General features: G+C 74.6%; 13 protein-coding genes. 7 read left to right on the top strand and 6 right to left on the bottom strand.

What is annotated here, in order from left to right; translation table 11 throughout:
- Positions 1-269 precede the first annotated feature (269 nt).
- From B073_RS0121055 to B073_RS0121075, 5 genes are all read left to right on the top strand, one after another.
- Positions 270-2,981, top strand: coding sequence for a nitrate- and nitrite sensing domain-containing protein (locus tag B073_RS0121055; RefSeq protein ID WP_026247578.1), 2,712 nt, complete (start codon positions 270-272; stop codon positions 2,979-2,981).
- Positions 2,978-3,403, top strand: coding sequence for a roadblock/LC7 domain-containing protein (locus tag B073_RS0121060; protein WP_018540065.1), 426 nt, complete (start codon positions 2,978-2,980; stop codon positions 3,401-3,403). The genes B073_RS0121055 and B073_RS0121060 overlap by 4 nt, the downstream gene beginning before the upstream one ends.
- 31 nt (positions 3,404-3,434) lie before the next feature.
- Entirely contained in the window at positions 3,435-3,848 is a 414-nt protein-coding gene (locus B073_RS0121065; RefSeq protein ID WP_018540066.1) for a DUF742 domain-containing protein, read from the top strand.
- 92 nt (positions 3,849-3,940) lie between these two features.
- Positions 3,941-4,807 (top strand): alpha/beta fold hydrolase, encoded by an 867-nt coding sequence (locus B073_RS0121070; protein WP_018540067.1) that lies wholly within the window; start codon positions 3,941-3,943, stop codon positions 4,805-4,807.
- Between the two features lie 203 nt (positions 4,808-5,010).
- Positions 5,011-5,622 carry a GTP-binding protein gene (locus B073_RS0121075; protein ID WP_018540068.1) on the top strand — a complete coding sequence of 204 codons (612 nt, stop codon included), beginning with the start codon at positions 5,011-5,013 and terminating at the stop codon, positions 5,620-5,622.
- A 129-nt stretch (positions 5,623-5,751) separates the two neighbouring features.
- On the opposite strand, the gene glpK is transcribed toward B073_RS0121075, so the two are convergent.
- The 4 genes from glpK to B073_RS0121095 all read right to left on the bottom strand — a co-directional run bounded on the left by glpK (position 5,752) and on the right by B073_RS0121095 (position 12,678).
- On the bottom strand, positions 5,752-7,290 hold the full coding sequence (gene glpK, locus B073_RS0121080) for a glycerol kinase GlpK (RefSeq protein WP_018540069.1): 1,539 nt from the start codon (positions 7,288-7,290) through the stop codon (positions 5,752-5,754).
- Between the two features lie 139 nt (positions 7,291-7,429).
- Positions 7,430-9,172, bottom strand: a complete 1,743-nt coding sequence (locus B073_RS0121085; protein ID WP_018540070.1) for a GGDEF domain-containing protein — start codon at positions 9,170-9,172, stop codon at positions 7,430-7,432.
- Between the two features lie 91 nt (positions 9,173-9,263).
- On the bottom strand, positions 9,264-10,118 hold the full coding sequence (locus tag B073_RS0121090; protein ID WP_018540071.1) for a M15 family metallopeptidase: 855 nt from the start codon (positions 10,116-10,118) through the stop codon (positions 9,264-9,266).
- A 121-nt stretch (positions 10,119-10,239) separates the two neighbouring features.
- On the bottom strand, positions 10,240-12,678 hold the full coding sequence (locus B073_RS0121095) for a TIM-barrel domain-containing protein (RefSeq protein WP_037812192.1): 2,439 nt from the start codon (positions 12,676-12,678) through the stop codon (positions 10,240-10,242).
- Between the two features lie 347 nt (positions 12,679-13,025).
- Between B073_RS0121095 and B073_RS0121100 the strand changes: the two genes are divergently transcribed.
- Both B073_RS0121100 and B073_RS0121105 read left to right on the top strand, forming a co-directional pair.
- Positions 13,026-15,050, top strand: coding sequence for an acetoacetate--CoA ligase (locus tag B073_RS0121100; RefSeq protein WP_018540073.1), 2,025 nt, complete (start codon positions 13,026-13,028; stop codon positions 15,048-15,050).
- 145 nt (positions 15,051-15,195) lie between these two features.
- The gene (locus B073_RS0121105) at positions 15,196-16,149 is read left to right on the top strand and encodes a hypothetical protein (RefSeq protein ID WP_018540074.1); all 954 of its coding nucleotides are present in this window, start codon (positions 15,196-15,198) and stop codon (positions 16,147-16,149) included.
- Positions 16,150-16,253: 104 nt separating this feature from the next.
- Here the strand turns inward: B073_RS0121105 and ptsP are convergent, their stop codons facing one another.
- The gene (gene ptsP, locus B073_RS0121110) at positions 16,254-17,924 is read right to left on the bottom strand and encodes a phosphoenolpyruvate--protein phosphotransferase (protein ID WP_018540075.1); all 1,671 of its coding nucleotides are present in this window, start codon (positions 17,922-17,924) and stop codon (positions 16,254-16,256) included.
- 84 nt (positions 17,925-18,008) lie between these two features.
- Entirely contained in the window at positions 18,009-18,458 is a 450-nt protein-coding gene (locus tag B073_RS0121115; RefSeq protein WP_018540076.1) for a PTS sugar transporter subunit IIA, read from the bottom strand.
- Positions 18,459-18,979: the final 521 nt, after the last annotated feature.

Raw genomic sequence — 18,979 nt, forward strand, 5'->3', positions numbered from 1 at the left:
TCCTGTCCACCCCGCATCCGTCTCCGGTGCCACACAACGAGGTGCGCCGAAGCACCCGCAGCGGGCCGGCCGCCCGCGCGCCCCCGGGTGGCCATAGCCACACTCGCCCGCCGGCCGTCCGGGCATCGCCGGACATCTCATGACGATCCCGCCCCGCCGGCGTCGCTCGCCGCGCCGCCGGGCCTCGGCTCGTTCCCCCGACAGTAGTAGGCTCGCGCCGCTGTTGACGGAACACCAACCCCGCACGCCGGGGCGACGTAGGGGAGGCCATGCGCTTTCGCGGGAGGTCGGTCCGCCGGAAGATCGTGGCGCTGCTGCTCGTGCCGCTGCTGTCCCTGACGGCGATGTGGAGCGTCACGACCTACGTCACCGGACGCGAGGCCAACCAGCTCCTCGACGTCGGCACCGTCGTCCGCAACCTCGGCTACCCGGTCGAGGACGTCATCCAGGCCCTCCAGCGCGAACGCCGGCAGAGCCTGCTCTACCTCGCCGACCGCCGCGGCGCCAACGCCGTCACCGAACTCCGCGGCCAGACCCGGGCCACCGACGACGCCGTGGCCCGGCTCCACGACGACGTCGACATCCAGGACATCCGCGACGACCTGGCCGGCTCGGCCGCCCGCCGGGTCGACGACCTCGTCAAGGGCCTGGACGGCCTGGACGTCCTGCGCACCCAGGTCGAGGAGAACCGGATCGGCCGCGACGAGGCCATGGAGTCCTACGACGCCCTGGTCGACCCCGGCTACGACCTGCTCGCCGCCCTCCACGCCCTGGAGAACGTCGAGATGGACAAGCAGGGCCGCGCGCTGGTCTACCTCAGCCGCGCCCGCGAGGCGTTCTCCCGCGAGGACGCCCTGATGTCCGCGATCCTCGCCTCCGGCAGCATCGGCAAGCGCGACCAGCGCGCCCTCTCCGACCGGATCGCCGAGCGCCGCATCCTCTACAGCACCAACCTCTCCCTGCTGCCCGTCACCGACCGCGGCGTCTACGAGGACTACTGGCACTCCGCCGCCGCCCGCGAACTCACCTCCTACGAGGACAAGGTGATCGCCGCCGACCCCGCGAACGCCGCCCACGCGGTCAACGCCGACCGCTGGAACACCGCCGCGGAGAAGGTCCTCGGCGACCTCGGCCGGATGGGCCGGGACGCCGGCGACCGCTACCAGCAGCGGGTCGAGCCGATCGCCACCCGCATCGTCGTCAAGGCGGTCGCCACCGGCGTCCTCGGCTTCGTCGCCCTGCTCGTCTCGGTCGTCGTCTCGCTGCGCATCGGCCGCCGGCACGTGAGGGACCTGACCCGGCTCCGCAAGACCGCCCACGAGGTCTCCGGCGTACGGCTGCCGAGCGTGATGCGCCGGCTGGCCGCCGGCGAGCAGGTCGACGTGGAGACCGAGGCGCCCCGGCTGGAGTTCGGCCCGGACGAGACCGGCCAGGTCGGGCAGGCGCTCAACACCCTCCAGCGGGCCGCCGTCGAGGCCGCCGTCAAACAGGCCGACATGCGCCGCGGCGTCTCCGAGGTCTTCGTCAACCTCGCCCGCCGCAACCAGGTCCTGCTGCACCGCCAGCTGACCCTCCTGGACGCCATGGAACGGCGCACCGAGGATGCCGAGGAACTCGCCGACCTGTTCCGGCTCGACCACATGACGACTCGTATGCGGCGGCACGCCGAGGGCCTGGTCATCCTCTCCGGCGCCGCCCCCTCCCGGCAGTGGCGCAAGCCCGTCCAGCTGATGGACGTGGTGCGCGCGGCGGTCGCCGAGGTCGAGGACTACGAGCGCATCGAGGTCCGCCGGCTGCCCCGGCTCGCGGTGGACGGCCCCGCGGTCTCCGACCTCACCCACCTGATCGCCGAACTCCTGGAGAACGCGACCGTCTTCTCCCCGCCGCACACCGCCGTCCAGGTGCTCGGCGTGCAGGTCTCCAACGGTTACACCCTGGAGATCCACGACCGCGGCCTGGGCATGTCCCCCGACCAGCTGCTGGACGCCAACCTCCGGCTCGCCGAGACGCCCGAGTTCGAACTGTCCGACACCGACCGGCTCGGCCTCTTCGTCGTCAGCCGGCTCGCCCAGCGGCAGGGCGTCCGGGTCTCCCTCCAGCCCTCGCCGTACGGCGGCACCACCGCCGTGGTCCTCGTCCCCGGCGCGCTGCTCACCGACTCCGCCGAGGGCGCCCGCCCCGCCGGACCGGCCGCCGCCGACACCGGCCCCGAGACGGCCGAGGACCCCGGCCTCGACCCGCTCGCCCAGGTACCGGTGCCGCTGCCCAGGCGCTCCCGGCCCGCCGCCCTCGACGGCCCGGCCGAACCGCGGACCGCCGCCTCCGAGGACGGCCCGGCCGCCGCGGACCCCGCCGACGACCAGGGCGCGCTGTTCCGTGACCGGACCCGCGGCCGCCGGCGGCCCGCCGCCCCCAACGGCCCCAGGACCGCACCCGGGCGCGACCGCATCCCCTCCGGCGAACAGCACCAGCAGGCCGGCGACCAGGCGCCGACCGGCGGCCTCACCCCGCTGCCCCGCCGCCCCCGCACACCGGTCCTGGTCTCCGACCACGGCCGGACCGTGGACGGCGCCCGGACCCCGGACGACGACAGTCGGCAGGACCGCCCGCAGCCCGCCGAACCGCCGGCCGCCGCACGGCACACCCCCGACGAGCCCCCTACCGACGGCACCCCCGCCCCGGCCACCACCCCCAAGGGCCTGCCCCGCCGGGTCCGCCAGGCCAGCCTCGCCCCGCAGCTCAAGACCGACCCGGGCGCCGAGCCCCCGGCGGACCGCCCCGCCGCACCGGCCGCGGACGACCGGGACGCCGAGGCGGTCCGGGCCCGGATGGCCTCGCTCCAGCGCGGCTGGCAGCGCGGCCGCCGGGAGAACGACCGGGCCCCGCACGCCCCCACACCCCCGGACCCGGGCACCGCAGACGGCGCCGCCGGGGGAGCAACCGCACCACCACGAACCACATCGGGAGAGGACGGTCCATGACCGCACCCAAGGCATCCGCTTCCACCGCAGTCGCGCCGCACGGATCGGGCGAACTCAACTGGCTCCTGGACGAGTTGGTCGAGCGGGTCGGCAGCATCCGCAAGGCACTGGTCCTCTCCAGCGACGGCCTGGCCACCGGCGCCTCCAAGGACCTCACCCGCGAGGACAGCGAGCACCTGGCCGCGGTCGCCTCCGGCTTCCACAGCCTCGCCAAGGGCGTCGGCCGGCACTTCGACGCCGGCCAGGTCCGGCAGACCCTGGTCGAACTGGACGACGCGTTCCTCTTCGTCAGCGCCGCCGGCGACGGCAGCTGCCTGGCGGTCCTCGCCGACGCCGACTCCGACGTCGGGCTGGTCGCCTACGAGATGACCCTGCTCGTCAAGCGCGTCGGCACGCACCTGGGCACCGCGCCCCGGTCCTGACCTGCCGGCCGAGTACGACTACGGTGACGCCATGACCGATCAGGAGGGCCGGCCGGCACCGGAACCGCAGCCGGCCCGGTGGTTCGACGACGACGCGGGTCCCGTCGTCCGCCCGTACGCGATGACGCGCGGGCGCACCCGGACGGCCGCCGAGGGGCGGCTGGACCTGATCGCCCTGGTGATCGCCGAGAGCCGCGCCGAGGAGCCGATCACCGACCAGACGCTGTCCCCGGAGCAGGTGGACATCGTCGAGCTGTGCCGGGAGGCGCCGCAGTCGGTCGCCGAGCTGGCGGCCGAGTTCGACCTCCCGGTCGGCGTGGTCCGGGTCCTCATCGGCGACCTGCTGGACGCCGGGCTGGTCCACGTCACCCGCCCGGTGCCGCCGGCCGAACTGCCCGACGAGGACGTGCTGCGCGAGGTCATCGACGGCCTGCGCGCGCTGTGACGTCCGGGCCGGATGCCACCGCGCACCACCCCGCCGCCCGCCCCGCCCGACGGGCGGGCGGCCCCCGAACCCAGGAGCCAGGAGCCCCCGCCATGGCCGACGCCACCGCCCTCGAACGCCTGCGGATCACCGCCGGACCCCACACCTTCGACGCCCTGGCCTGCGGACCGGCCGACGGCGAGGTCGTCCTGCTGCTGCACGGCTGGCCCGAGTTCGCCGACTCCTGGCGCGCGGTGCTGCCCGCCCTGGGCGCCGCCGGATACCGCGCGGTCGCCGTCGACCAGCGCGGCTACTCCCCGGACGCCCGCCCGCCCCGGATCGCCGACTACGCCGTCCCCGAACTCGTCGCCGACGCCCTCGCCTTCGCCGACGCCCAGGGCGCCGACCGCTTCCACCTGGTCTCCCACGACTGGGGCGGCCTGGTCGCCTGGGCGCTGGCCGGCGCCCACCCCGAGCGGCTGGCCTCGCTGACCGTCCTCGCCACCCCGCACCCCGAGGCGCTCAACCGCGCCGCCGCCGGCGACCCCGAACAGCACCACCGGCTGGACTACGTCCGCTTCTTCCGCCGCCCCGACGGTGCCGCCGAGTCCGCCCTGCTCGCCGACGACGCGGCCCGGCTGCGCGCCGTCTACGGCGGCAAGGTGCCCGCCGACCTGGTCGAGGACAATGTCCGGCGGCTCGCCGAGCCCGGCGCGCTGACCGCGGTCCTGAACTGGTACCGCGCCCCCGAGGCGGTGATCTCCGTCCCCGCCGGCCGGATCGCGGTGCCCACCCTCTTCCTGTGGGGCAGCGAGGACCTCGCCCTGGGCCGCACCGCCGCCGAGTCGACGGGGGAGTGGGTGGACGGACCCTACTCCTTCGAGGCCCTGGAGGGGGCCAGCCACTGGCTGCCCGAAGAGGTCCCGGCCCTGGTCGTACCGAAGATCCTCGACCACCTCGCCGCCCACCGGCCGGGCTGATCCGCCCGCCGCACGGCCCTTTTGGGGCGGTTGGCGGCCTTGGACCGGCGGCCCCGCCCGATCCGGCCGCACCTCAAGTGGGCGCCGTACCGCCCACGTTGTACGGTGCACTGGCGACCGCCCGGCGGCGGCCGCCAGTGCACCAGGGACATCCCCCGCTGCCCCGTGCCCCCGTATCCACCGCAACCAGGAGAACGAAACCCATGGTCTTCGGGCGTTCCGAGCGCCGTCGCCGGCCCGCCGCGGCCGAGCCGGTGACGCTCAAGATCCTCGTCGCGGGCGGCTTCGGCGTCGGCAAGACCACCCTGGTGGGCGCGGTCAGCGAGATCCGGCCGCTGCGGACCGAGGAGCGGCTGACCGAGGCCGGCCGCCCGGTCGACGACCTGCACGGCGTCGAGGCCAAGTCCACCACCACCGTCGCGATGGACTTCGGCCGGATCACCGTCCACGACGAACTGGTCCTCTACCTCTTCGGCACCCCCGGACAGGACCGCTTCTGGTTCCTGTGGGACGAGTTGGCCCGCGGCGCGCTCGGCGCGGTGGTGCTCGCCGACACCCGCCGGCTGGCCGACAGCTTCGCCGCCATCGACTACTTCGAGCGCCGCGGCCTGCCGTTCGTCGTCGCCGTCAACTGCTTCGACGGCGCCGACCGCTACCCCGCCGACGCCGTCCGGGACGCCCTGGACCTCGACCCCGCGGTGCCGGTGCTGCTCTGCGACGCCCGGGCGCGGGACTCCGCCCGGGACGTGCTGATCGCCGTCGTCGAGCACGCGATGCGGCGCGGCACCCAGCAGCGCGAGCCCGCCCTGCCCTGACCGGCGCCGCGCCGGCCCGGGTCCGCCCGGTTCGCGCCACCCCGACCCGCGCCTCCCTGACAGGGCGCGGAAGTACGGCCCGTACCCCGCCGCCCGGGGTGCGGGCCGTACGCCTGCCGGCCACCGGCATCAGGACGCGCCGCCGCCGTCCTCCGCCAGCCAGCCGAAGCTCCGCTCCACCGCCCGCCGCCAGTTGGCGTACTCGCGCTCCCGGGCCGCCGCGTCGAGCCGCGGCGTCCACTCGGTGTCCGGCCGCCAGTGGGACCGCAGCTCGTCCAGGTCCTGCCAGACACCGGTGGCGAGCCCGGCCGCGTACGCCGCGCCCAGACAGGTCGTCTCCGGGACCACCGGGCGGATCACCGGCACCCCCAGCACATCCGCCTGATGCTGCATCAGCAGGCCGTTGGCGGTCATCCCGCCGTCGGCCTTCAGCCGGGTGATCGGCACCCCCGAGTCCTTGACCATCGCGTCCACCACCTCGCGGGTCTGCCAGCTGGTCGCCTCCAGCACCGCGCGCGCCAGATGGGCCTTGGTGACGTACCCGGTCAGCCCGGTGATCACCCCGCGTGCGTCGGCGCGCCAGTGCGGCGCGAACAGGCCCGAGAACGCCGGCACGACATAGGCACCGCCGTTGTCCGGCACGCTCGCCGCCAGCTCCTCGATGTCGGCCGCCGAGGAGATCAGCCCGAGCTGGTCGCGGAACCACTGCACCAGCGCCCCCGTGACGGCGATCGAGCCCTCCAGGCAGTAGACGGGCGCCTCCCCGCCCAGCTGGTAGCCCAGGGTCGTCAGCAGCCCGTGCCGCGACGGCACCGGCCGGTCCCCGGTGTTGAGCAGCAGGAACGAGCCGGTGCCGTAGGTGTTCTTGGCCTCGCCGACGCCGTAGCAGGTCTGCCCGAAGACCGCCGCCTGCTGGTCGCCCAGCGCCGACGCCACCGGAACGCCCGCCATCCGCCCCACCGCCGTCCCGTACACCTCCGCCGACGACCTGATCTCCGGCAGCATCGCCTCCGGCACCCGCATCGCCGACAGGATCGCCGGATCCCACTGCAGGGTGCGCAGGTCCATCAGCAGTGTGCGGGCGGCGTTGGTGACGTCCGTGACGTGCACCCCGCCGTCGGTGCCGCCGGTCAGGTTCCAGATCAGCCAGGAGTCGACGGTGCCGAACGCGATCTCGCCGCGCTCGGCGCGGGCCCGCAGCCCCGGCACCTCGTCCAGCAGCCAGGCCGCCTTCGGCCCGGAGAAGTAGCTCGCCAGCGGCAGCCCGGTTGCCTCCCGGAAGCGGTCCGGACCGGCCGCCCCGCCCAGCTCGGCGCAGAGCCGGTCGGTCCGGGTGTCCTGCCAGACCACGGCGTGATGGACCGGCCGGCCGGTGGCCCGGTCCCACAGCACCGTGGTCTCCCGCTGGTTGGTGATGCCCAGCGCGCGCAGCTCGTCGGCCCGCAGCCCCGCCCGGGCCAGCGCGCCCGCCACCACCTCCTGCACCCTGGCCCAGATCTCGCCGGCGTCGTGCTCCACCCAGCCGGGCCGGGGGAAGATCTGGCGGTGCTCCCGCTGGTCGGCGGCGACCACCGCGCCGGCGCGGTCGAAGATGATGCAGCGGCTCGACGTCGTCCCCTGGTCGATCGCGGCGACATACGTCCCGTCCGACCCGTTCCGTCCGTACATGGCGGCTCCTCGGCCCCGGCCCGGGGACGGGCCCCGGTCCTCCGTGCAGGGTGCGTGCCGTGCCCGGGTACGGCGGTGCCCACACCACGGGGCATCCGGCGACCGGCACCCGGAAGTGTTCTCCGCGGCCGAGGGGGCGTCAAGGCCGCGCGGGGGACCCCGCGTCCGCCTCCGCCACCGCGCCCCCCTCCGCCCCTGTCTGCCCCGGCACCCGCGCCGCCGCCCCGCGCCGTACCTCCGTACGCTCCGTCCCCGGCCGCCCCACCACCCAGCTCGCCCCCGGCAGCTCCTTGGCGGCCTTCTTCAAGGGTGCCAGCGCGGCTGCCGCAGGGCCGTGGCCGGTGACGCTCCCGGGCGGGCAGACCACCGTCGCCAGCGAGAGCGTCACCGGCATCTCACCCGCCGACCAGTCCACGTCCAGCAGCGCCTTGGCGAACGGCTCCAGCCCGTCCGGCTCGGCCAGCACCAGGAAGTCGTCCCCGCCGATGTGCCCCACCCGGCTGCCCGGCTCGTCCCCCGCCACCTCGGCCAGCGTCCGCCCCACCGACCGGATCAGCTCGTCCCCCGCCGCGAACCCGGCCCCGTCGTTGACCTGCTTGAACCCGTCCACGTCCAGCCAGCTCAGGGCGAACTCCCGGCCCTCGGCGATCCGCCGGTCCACCTCGGCGTTCACCGCGTCCGAACCGGGCAGCCGGGTCAGCGGATTGAGCCGCGCCGCCTCCTCCACCCGGCTCTCGGCCAGCGCCCGCAGGATGTCCGCGAGGTGCACCACCCCGATGCAGCGGCCTCGTTCGTCCACCACCGCCACATCGTCCCCGGTACGGTCCCGCTCCCCGTCGGCGATCATGTCCAGCACCTGCCACGCGGTGGCATCGGCGCCCACCGTCCGCGGCCGGTCCGCCAGCCGCAGCGCCGGCCGGTCCGCGTACAGCGCGTGCCCGTACCGCCCGGAGAGCGAGAGCAGGAAGCGGTCGCGGTCGATCGCCCGCACCGGCACCCCCTCCGCGTCCACCAGCAGCACCCCCGACACCTCCGGGAACCCCGTCAGATGGCTGCGCACCGCGCCCGCCGACGCCTCCATCGGCAGCAGCGCCGCCGGCTGCAGGAACTGCGCCACCGGCGGCCCCGACGGCGGGCGGCCCAGGGCCGGCCGGCCGCTCACCGGCGGCGGTTGCGAGGCCGGCAGATACACCTCGCTCGCCACCCGCCGCGCCGGCGGCGCGAACAGGTTCCCCTGCGCCAGCTGCACCCCGGCCGCCCGCACCGCCGCGTACTGCCGCTCGGTCTCCACCCCCTCGACGGCCAGCAGCCCGCCCACCCGGTCGCACAGCTCCCGCATCGCGGCCACCGCCGCCTGCCGCCCCGGATCGCGCTCCAGCCGCACACACAGCGAACGGTCCAACTTGACCACGTCCGGTGAGAGTTCACCCAGCAGCCGGAGCGGCAGATCGCCGTCCCCGACCCCGTCCGCGCAGATCCGGTAGCCCGCGTCCCGCAGCCCCGCCACCGCCCCCAGCAGCTCCCGCTCCGGGACCGGGCTGAACGGCCCGCCCAGATCCAGGGTGATCTCCCACGGCCGCCGCCCGGTGTCCCGCACCGCCTCGCCCAGCGACGCCAGCCCGGGCCGGCGCGCGAGTGTCCCCGCGAAGACGTTGATGTGCAGCGGCAGAGGGGTCTCCTGCTCCGCCGCGGCCCGGACGGCGCGCGCGGCCAACTCGGCGTCCAGTTCGGGGCAGTGGCGCGCACAGGTCAGCAGGTCGGTCTCGCCGTCCTCGGGTCTGGCGAGCGGCTCCAGCGCGGCGACCGTACCGGTCGCGAGGTTCACCACGGGCTGGAAAGCGAAGCGGAGCTGGTCGGTCCAGGCAGGCACGAGCAGCAGCATGCCGCTCAGGGGGCACTGGCGGCACCCCGTTCACGCACTGTTCACGCATCCTTCCGGAGCGTACGACCGTACAGGCGGCGGCACCCGCGCCTCAGTGCCGCACCAGCGAACCGCGCGCCACCGGGAAGTTGAAATAGGTGTCCGGAAACGTCTCCGGCGAGAACGTGTAGTGCCACCACTCGTCCGCGTAGTTCACGAACCCGGCCCGCTCCAGCCCCGCCTTCAGCAGCAGCCGGTTCGCCCGCTGCCTCCCCCTGATCCGCGGGTCCAGGGTGTGCGCGAGGGTGTCGAAGCAGTCGAAGCCGGTCCCCATGTCCAGGGAGTTGTCCGGGAAACGGCTCGCCTTCGGCCCGAAGCAGGACGTCAGCGGCTCCCCGGGCACATACGGCCGGGTCGGCAGCGCCGGCAGCCGGACCAGCGTCAGATCGACCGTACTGCCCCTGCTGTGCCCGGACTTCTCCGCGATGTACCCGTCCCGGAACAGCACCGACTTGTCCACCCGCGGATAGAACTCCGCCTTCATCCGCTGGTCCGACAGGTCCTTGGCCCACGCCACGAAGTGGTCCACCGCCCGCTGCGGGCGGTAGCAGTCATAGACCTTGAGGGAGTAGCCGCGCCGCAGGAAGGATGACTGCGCCCGGTGCAGCGCCCGCGCCGCGTCCCGGGTCAGGATGCACATCGGCTCCCGGTAGCCCGTCGCCGGCACCCCCAGGAAATCGTGCGGGGTGGCGTAGCGGATCTCCTGGATGATGGTGGGATCGACATCGCGCAGTGCCACGAACTCCTTCGGCGCCTTGGGGTCGTGGGCCCGCGCGCCCTGCCCGGCGGGGCCCGGCGACGGCGCCGTGACGGACCGCGCGACGGCACCCGACGGGACGGCGGTGAGGGCCGACAGGGCGGCGGCAGCGGCGGCCAGGCCGCGCCAGGTGGCAGCAAGTCTCGACATGCCCCTCGTCTACCAGGCCCGGCGGGCCCGACGGAACCCCCCGGCCCACCGCCCGTATACCACCCCCGGCACGTCCCCCTCGTACACGGCGTACCCCAACGGGCCTGCCCCGCCGCGCCGTTCAGCCGACCACCGGCCCCGGCTCCTCCTCGCCGGCCAGCCCTCGCACCCGCACCGGATACCCCGCCGGGCCCTCGTCCCGCCGCTCCACGACCACCCGGCCGCCCTCCCACCGGGTGACGAACCGCTCCACCTCCGGCCGCCGCCAGCCGTCCCCGCCGTCCGGCACCACCAGCCCCCCGCCCGTACGCCCGGCCGCCGGTGCCCACACCTCCAGCTCCGTCCCACCGTCCGCCCCCGCCACCGGCAGCACCGCACCCGCCCGCGCCAGCACCGGAATACGGGACAGCGGCGCGTCCACCCACACCCGCCCCGGCCCCTCGTACGCCCGCCCCGTCGCGGTGTCGTACCACCGGCCGCGCGGCAGCCGCACCGCCCGCCGCACCGCCCCCGCCTCCACTATGGGCGCCACCAACAGCGCGTCCCCCAACAGGAACGCGTCCTCGCAATCCCGCAGCGCCCGGTCCCGCGGCGCGTTCCACCACACCGGACGCACATACGGCGCCCCCGACAGCCGCGCCAACTGCCCCAGCGTCACGAAGTACGGCACCAGCCGCGCCCGCTCCCGCAGCGCCGCCCGCGCGTGCGCCAGCACCTCCGCCCCGTACTCCCACGGCTCCCGCCGCCCCGCCCAGAGCGCCGAATGCGTACGGAACAACGGCAGATACGCCCCCAGTTGGAACCACCGCAGATACAGCTCCGGCGACGGCACCCCCGAGAAGCCGCCCACATCCGGCCCGCTGTACGGCACCCCGCACAGCCCCAGCCCCAGCACCAGCGCCAACGACGCCCGCAGCCCCGGCCACCCGGTCGCCACGTCCCCCGACCACGTCCCCCCGTACCGCTGCAGCCCCGCCCACCCCGACCGGGAGAAGAGGAACGGCCGCTCCCCGGGCCGCAGTTCGCACAGCCCCTCGTAGGCCGCCTGCGCCATCGCCAGCCCGTAGACGTTGTGCGCCTCCCGGTGGTCGCCGCCGCGCCCCTCCAGGTCGTGCCGCGCCGACCGCGGCAGCGTCGGCTCCCCGAACGCCGCGAACGACACCGGCTCGTTCATGTCGTGCCACACCCCGGAGAACCCCTGCGCCAGCCGCTCCGCGTACAGCGCCCCCCACCACTTGCGCACCCGCGCGTCGGTGAAGTCCGGATACACCGACTCGCCCGGCCACACCTCCCCCCGCACCACCCGCCCCCGGGCGTCCCGTACGAATCCGTCCACCGCCACCCCGCCGTCGTACACCGCGTTCCCCGGCTCCGCCTTCACCGCCGGGTCCACGATCGACACCAGGCGCACGCCCTCGGCCCGCAACTCCCCGGCCAGCCCCGGCAGATCCGGGAACCGCGCACGGTCCACGGTGAACACCCGGTGCCCGTCGTAGTGGTCGATGTCCAGATGGACCGCCGACAGCGGCAGCCCCCGCTCCCGGTAGCCCGCCACCACCCGCCGCACCTCGTCGGCGCTGCCGAAGCCCCACCGGGCGTGCTGGTACCCCAGCGCCCAACGGGGCGGCAGCGCCGGCGCCCCCGTCAGTGCCGTCCACCCCAGCAGCACCCGGGCCGGCGTCCCCGCCAGCACCCAGTAGCGCAGCGGCCCGCCGTCCATCCGCAGCTCGCAGACACCGCGCCGGTCATGCCCCGACCCGGCGCCCTCCGCCCCCTCCCGCAGTGCCACCCGGCCGTCCCAGGAGTTGTCGTGGAACACCAGGTGCGTCCCCGCGTCCGCCACCACCAACTGCACCGGCATCGTCAGATACAGCGGATCGTCCCCGGGCCCGAAGGCGCCACCCGGATCGGTGTTCCACAGCCGGTACACCCCGTCCCGCAGCCGCGGCCCCGCCGACCGGCCGCCCAGCCCGAAGAACCGCGCGTCCGCCGCCACCTCCGACCGCTGCACCCACCGCGACGCCACCGCCCCCTCCGACGGCCCGGCCCCGTCCGCCCCGGCACCCTCCGCTCCCGCCCCGGCCTCCGCCACCCGGTCCCACCAGCGCGGCGGCAGCTCCCGCCGCAGCATCGCCCCACCCGGCGTCCGCACCTCCACCGCACCGAACCGCGACACCACCACCAGCACCCGCTGCGAGACGATCCGCCAGCCGCCCTCCGTGTCCGGCTCCAGCACCACCCGCGGATCCACCGCCGGACACGCCCCGGCCAGCGCGTACGACGGCTCCGGCCCGGCCCCGTCCCACCCGCAGAACACCGCACCGCCCGCCGCGACCCGCACCCGCAGCGACGACCGCGCGAAACGGATCACCCCGCCACCCGGCAACGGCTCCGCCCCCAGCGCCGTGCCCGGCACCCGCGCCCGCTCCGGACCTCGCCGCGGCAGCGCCCGCGCATCCGCTCTGCTCCGGCGCCACGCCGCACGCACGGACCGCAGCCCCTGCGCCGGCCCGACCGCCCTGACCATCCGTACCGACCGCACCAGATCACGCCCGTCCATGCCGGTCAGCCTGCCACTGCCGACCCCTCCGGCGGGAACCGTTCAACTGCCGTTCACCTGCGCACGGCCGACCCGGCCACCTCCGTGCCCCGACCACCCCCGCCCAGTGGCCGGAACCCACCCCGCCGAACCACCCCGAACCGTCCCGGGCCACCTCCCCACCCGGACCGCACCCACCGCTGCCCGCACCCGCAGGCCCGCGCCACCCCCGGAATGTGCCGATCCACCCTGGTGCACAAGTCGATCACATGGCATCGTCCCAAGAAGCCGGCCACGCGCCCCACCGGGGGACCCCCGCCACCGCGCACGGCCGACGCCCACGACGCGTACCTGCCAGGAGCCGCATCATGACCACCGCACCGCACTCCGCCGCCCAGCCTGCCCCGGAACCCCTCTGGCAGCCCGGCCCGGACCGGATCGCCGGCGCACAGGTCACCCGCTTCCACACCTGGGCCACCACCCACCACGGCGCCCCCGCCCCCACCCCCGGCGACCCCGCGGCCAGTTACGCCACCCTGCACCGCTGGTCCGTCGAAGAGCTCCCCACCTTCTGGCAGGCCGTCGCCACATGGTTCGACGTCCGCTTCACCACCCCCTACGACACCGTCCTCGCCGACCCCACCATGCCCGGCGCTCGCTGGTTCCCCGGCGCCACCCTCAACTACGCCGAACACGCCCTGCGCACCGCCGAGGACCCCGCCCGCGCCGGCACCCCCGCCCTCCTCCACGTCGACGAACGCCAGGAACCCGCCCCCGTCACCTGGGCCGAACTCCGCACCCAGGTCGGCTCCCTGGCCGCCGCCCTCCGCCGGCTCGGCGTCCGCCCCGGCGACCGCGTCAGCGGCTACCTCCCCAACATCCCGCAGGCCGTGGTCGCCCTCCTCGCCACCGCCGCGGTCGGCGCCGTCTGGACCTCCTGCGCCCCCGACTTCGGCGCCCGCAGCGTCCTGGACCGCTTCCAGCAGGTCGAACCGGTCGTCCTGTTCACCGTCGACGGCTACCGCTACGGCGGAAAGGAACACGACCGCCGCGCCACCGTCGCCGAACTCCGCGCCGAACTCCCCACCCTGCGCGCCGTCGTCCACGTCCCCCTGCTCGGCACCCCCGCCCCCGAAGGCGCCCTGGAGTGGTCCGACCTGACCGCAGGCGCCACCGACCCGGTCTTCGAGCAGGTCCCCTTCGACCACCCGCTGTGGGTCCTGTACTCCTCCGGCACCACCGGCCTCCCCAAGGCCATCGTCCAGTCCCAGGGCGGCATCCTCCTCGAACACCTCAAGCAGACCGGCCTGCACTGCGACCTCGGCCCCGACGACCGCTTCTTCTGGTACACCTCCACCGGCTGGATGATGTGGAACTTCCTCGTCGGCGGCCTCCTCGCCGGATCCACGATCGTCCTCTACGACGGCAGCCCCGGCCACCCCGACACCGCCGCCCAGTGGCGAGTCGCCGCCGCCACCCGCACCACCGTCTTCGGCACCTCCGCCGCCTACGTCATGGCCTGCCGCAAGGCCGGCCTGCACCCCGCCCGCGACCTCGACCTCTCCACCGTCGGCTGCGTCGCCACCACCGGCTCCCCGCTCCCGCCCGACGGCTTCCGCTGGCTCCACGACACCTTCGCCGAGACCGGCACCGACCTGTGGACCGCCTCCGTCAGCGGCGGCACCGACGTCTGCAGCTGCTTCGCCGGCGCCGTTCCCACCCTCCCCGTCCACATCGGCGAACTCCAGGCCGCCTGCCTCGGCACCGACCTCCAGGCATGGGACCCCCAGGGCAAGCCCGTCATCGACGAGGTCGGCGAACTGGTCGTCACCAAGCCCATGCCGTCCATGCCCACCCGCTTCTGGAACGACCCCGACGGCACCCGCTACCACGACAGCTACTTCGACATGTACCCCGGCGTCTGGCGGCACGGCGACTGGATCACCCTCACCTCCCGCGGCAGCGTCGTCATCCACGGCCGCTCCGACTCCACCCTCAACCGCCAGGGCGTCCGGATGGGCTCCGCCGACATCTACGAGGCCGTCGAACGCCTCCCCGAGATCCGCGAATCCCTCGTCATCGGCCTCGAACTCCCCGACGGCGGCTACTGGATGCCCCTCTTCGTCCACCTCGCCCCAGGCAGAACCCTGGACGACGCCCTCCGCGACCGCATCAAGCGGACCATCCGCGAACAGCTCTCCCCCCGCCACGTCCCCGACGAGATCATCGAGGCCCCCGGCGTCCCGCACACCCTCACCGGCAAGCGCATCGAGGTCCCCGTCAAGCGCCTCCTCCAGGGCACCCCCCTCGAAAAGGCCGTCAACCCCGGCTCCGTCGACAACCTCGAACTCCTCCGCTTCTACGAGCGGATCGCCGCCGACCGCGCCAAGTGACCCCCGGACCGGCGCCGGTGGCACCCCCGCCCCGGCGCCGGCCACCCGCCGTTGTCAGACCCCCCGATTACTCTCGGTGACAGTCGACGTCCGACCAGTGACGCCGACCCGTACGCCCGACCAGCGCACCCACCGAGGGGGAGCCATGACACCCGCCCGACCCACCCACCACCACCCCGCCCACCCGCTCCGCCGCGAACTCCCCAGCACCGCCGCCGTCCTCGCCGACGCCCGGGACTTCGCCGCCATGCGCCGCTACCGCACCTTCCCCTTCGACGACCACCGCGGCTACCTCCGGCAGTTGGAGACCCTGCTGCGCACCCTCGCCGCCCAGGGCGTGCACACCACCCTCTGCCTCTTCGACCCGGCCGCCTTCGCCCGCTACTGCGCCGACCACGGCCTCGACCCGGACGCCCCGGCCAGCCGCAGCCGCTACACCGCCGCCGTCGCCTGCACCGGCGCCTCCCTCGCCTACGACGGCACCCCGCTGGAACACCTCCTCCCCTTACTCACCGAGGAAGCCGCCCGCCGGGAATCCTGCGACCGCGCCACCACCCTCCTCGCCCGCGCCGGCCGCTGCGCCACCTGCGGCGAGGACCTCGCGCACGCCGCCTTCACCCGCGCCACCACCGCCCTCCACCACCTCCTGGCGGCCCTGGGGGCGGGCACCCACCACCTCGTCTGCACCCTCCCCGACCCCACCGGCTCCCTCCGCGCCTATCTGCACACCACCGCCACCCCCGACGGCACCCCGGCCGACCTCCCCGCATCCGAAACCCTCGCCTTCTGCACGGTCCTCGCCGCCGCCCTGGTCCAACCCGTCACCGGCGCCCTGGTCTGCCGCACCCTCCCCGCCACCGAAGACCCCAGCCGCCCCACCGATCCCAGCGACCCAGGTCCCGCCCTCGACCCCGGTCCCGCCACCGTCCGCGGCTGGCGCCTCCGGGGCGCCTGGCCCGACCCCATCAGCGCCGCCGAGATCTTCGACGCGTACTGCACCGACCCCGAAACCGACGAACCCATCCCACCCGAACACCGCGTCGACTACGCCCCCGGCCTGCCCCTCCCACCCCCACCCGCCCCCCACTGCCACCCCTGACCCCCACCAGGGCCGGACCTCACGCACACGCGAAACGGCCGCCCCGCCACACCGGCGGGACGGCCGTCCCGAATCACCTCGCACGGCGCCGCGCGCCGCCCGGATCACTCCCCGGAGAGCACCGCCTGCGCGGCCGCCCGGGCATCCTCCGCGGTGTCCGCGGCCCGCGCCGCGGCAGCGGCCCGCTCGCACTGCGCCAGCGTGTGCTTGGCCAGCGACGCCCGCACATACGGGATCGACGCCGCGCCCATGGACAGGCTGGTGACGCCCAGACCCGTCAGCACACACGCCAACAGCGGATCGGAGGCCGCCTCACCACACACACCACAGCTCTTGCCCTCGGCCTTCGCGGCCTCGGCCGACACCGCCACCAGGTCCAGCAGCGCCGGCTGCCACGGGTCCTGCAGCCGCGACACCGCGCCCACCTGCCGGTCCGCCGCGAAGGTGTACTGCGCCAGGTCGTTGGTGCCCAGCGACAGGAACTCCACCTCCTGCAGGATCGACCGGGCCCGCAGCGCCGCCGACGGAATCTCCACCATCGCGCCGAACTTCGCCTGCAGCCCGGCCTCCCGGCACGCGTCGGCGAACGCCCGGGCGTCGGTCCGGTCCGCCACCATCGGCGCCATGACCTCAAGGTAGACGGGCAGCCCCTCGGCGGCCTTCGCCAGCGCCGTCAGCTGCGTCCGCAGCACCTCGGGGTGGTCCAGCAGGGTCCGCAGACCGCGGACACCCAGCGCCGGGTTCGGCTCGTCCGCCGGCGTCAGGAAGTCCAGCGGCTTGTCCGCCCCGGCATCCAGCACGCGCACCACCACGCGCCCCTCCGGGAAGGCTTCCAGCACCTTCCGGTACGCCTCGACCTGCTTCTCCTCCGACGGCGCCTGCTTGCTGTCGTCCAGGAACAGGAACTCCGTACGGAACAGCCCGACGCCCTCCGCACCGGCCTCCACCGCCGCCGGCACATCCGCCGGCCCGCCGACGTTCGCCAGCAGCGGCACCTTGTGCCCGTCGGACGTGGCACCCGGACCGGACGCCGCCGCCAGCGCCGCCTTCCGCGCCTCGGCGGCCTCCGTCAGCTCGGCCCGCTTGTCCTCACTCGGGTCGACGAAGACCTCACCGGTGCTGCCGTCCACCGCGATCACGGTGCCCTCGACGAGCTCACCCGCACCCGGCAGCGCCACCACGGCCGGCACCCCCAGCGCCCGCGCCAGAATCGCGCTGTGGCTGGTCGGCCCGCCCTCCTCGGTCACGAACCCGAGCACCAGCGCCGGGTCCAGCAGCGCCGTGTCGGCCGGCGCCAGATCCCGCGCGATCAGCACATACGGCTCGTCGCTGTCCGGCACACCCGGCATCGGCACGCCCAACAGCCGCGCGACGATACGGTTCCGCACGTCGTCGAGGTCGGCCACCCGGCCCGCCAGGTACTCGCCCGCCCCGGCCAGCAGCGCCCGATAGGCGGCGAACGCGTCGTACACCGCGCGCTCGGCCGTGCTGCCCACGGCGATCCGCCGGTCGACATCGGCCATCAGCTCGGGGTCCTGGGCCATCATGGCCTGCGCCTCCAGCACATGCTGTGCCTCGCCGCCCGCCAGATTGCCCCGCGCGATCAGGTCGGCGGCCACAGCTTCCACGGCCTGGCGGGCGCGCCCCTGTTCGCGCTCCGCCTCCTCCGCCGGAATCTGCTTGGCCGGCGGCTCCAGCACCGCCGTCCCCATGTGCCGCACCTCGCCGATGGCCACGCCGTGGCTCACCCCGACGCCCCGCAGCGTTGTCTCCATGTCACCCGTCTCCGGTTGTTGCGGCGGGCCCGGCCGCCGCGGTGGATGTCGTACCTGCCGTCTCGCAACGGCGACCGGTTGCTCCTACTGCCAGGAGAAGAGCTCGTCGCCGGCCTTGATCTCGCCGTCCTCACGGACCTCGCCGAGCGAGTCCGCGGTGGCCTCCAGCGCGACGACGGGGCACACCGGCGACTTGCCGGCCTCCTCGACCGCCGCCGGGTTCCAGCGCACGACGGCCTGTCCGCGGGTGACGGTGTCGCCCTTGTTCACCAGCAGCTCGAAGCCTTCGCCGTTGAGCTGCACGGTGTCGATGCCGAGGTGCGTCAGCACGCCGTGCCCTTCGGCGTCCACGACGACGAACGCGTGCGGGTGCAGGGAGACGACCACGCCCTCCACGGGCGACACCGCCTCCGAGGGCTCGCGGACCGGGTCGATGGCGGTGCCGGGGCCCACCATCGCGCCGGAGAAGACGGGGTCCGGCACGGCGGCCAGTCCGATGGCGCGTCCGGCAAGAGGGGACGTCACGGTGGTCATGGGAAACCTCCCAGGGGTGAAGATTCATCAGGCCGCCGTCACTGCCTGTCCCGGACGGCGCACCGTTGAGAAGCGTAAGTCATAAGAACTGACGGTTCCGCATGACAGAGCCCAGTTGATGCGGCTCCGGCGCCGAATCGATTTGCCTCGCCCATCAGGCCCCTGTAGTGTCTTAGCTCTGCCCCGGACAGCCAGGAAGCGCTCAGCGCGACCGACTGAGTGGGCGGCACTCCTCAGAGTCATGATCCAGATTCTCGGATCACGCACTTCTGCATGCCTGCAGAAAAGCGCGGTTCGAAAAGCCGGAAAAGCCCTGATAGAGTGTGAAACACCGAAGGGAAGCGCCCGGCGGAAACCCGAAAGGGAATCCAAAGGAAGCGTCCGTTCCTTGAGAACTCAACAGCGTGCCAAAAGTCAACGCCAGATATGTTGATACCCCGTCTCCAGCACAAGCTGGGACGAGGTTCCTTTGAAAGACCTCCCAACATGCTTGGGAGGCACACAGCGAGGACGCTGTGAAC

The organism is Streptomyces sp. MspMP-M5, from assembly GCF_000373585.1.
Lineage (GTDB): Bacteria > Actinomycetota > Actinomycetes > Streptomycetales > Streptomycetaceae > Streptomyces.

Coding starts and splice junctions, on each gene's coding strand:
- B073_RS0121055 (WP_026247578.1), top strand. CDS start 270: ATGCGCTTTCGCGGGAGGTCGGTCCGCCGGAAGATCGTGGCGCTGCTG.
- B073_RS0121060 (WP_018540065.1), top strand. CDS start 2,978: ATGACCGCACCCAAGGCATCCGCTTCCACCGCAGTCGCGCCGCACGGA.
- B073_RS0121065 (WP_018540066.1), top strand. CDS start 3,435: ATGACCGATCAGGAGGGCCGGCCGGCACCGGAACCGCAGCCGGCCCGG.
- B073_RS0121070 (WP_018540067.1), top strand. CDS start 3,941: ATGGCCGACGCCACCGCCCTCGAACGCCTGCGGATCACCGCCGGACCC.
- B073_RS0121075 (WP_018540068.1), top strand. CDS start 5,011: ATGGTCTTCGGGCGTTCCGAGCGCCGTCGCCGGCCCGCCGCGGCCGAG.
- glpK (WP_018540069.1), bottom strand. CDS start 7,290: ATGTACGGACGGAACGGGTCGGACGGGACGTATGTCGCCGCGATCGAC.
- B073_RS0121085 (WP_018540070.1), bottom strand. CDS start 9,172: ATGCTGCTGCTCGTGCCTGCCTGGACCGACCAGCTCCGCTTCGCTTTC.
- B073_RS0121090 (WP_018540071.1), bottom strand. CDS start 10,118: ATGTCGAGACTTGCTGCCACCTGGCGCGGCCTGGCCGCCGCTGCCGCC.
- B073_RS0121095 (WP_037812192.1), bottom strand. CDS start 12,678: ATGGACGGGCGTGATCTGGTGCGGTCGGTACGGATGGTCAGGGCGGTC.
- B073_RS0121100 (WP_018540073.1), top strand. CDS start 13,026: ATGACCACCGCACCGCACTCCGCCGCCCAGCCTGCCCCGGAACCCCTC.
- B073_RS0121105 (WP_018540074.1), top strand. CDS start 15,196: ATGACACCCGCCCGACCCACCCACCACCACCCCGCCCACCCGCTCCGC.
- ptsP (WP_018540075.1), bottom strand. CDS start 17,924: ATGGAGACAACGCTGCGGGGCGTCGGGGTGAGCCACGGCGTGGCCATC.
- B073_RS0121115 (WP_018540076.1), bottom strand. CDS start 18,458: ATGACCACCGTGACGTCCCCTCTTGCCGGACGCGCCATCGGACTGGCC.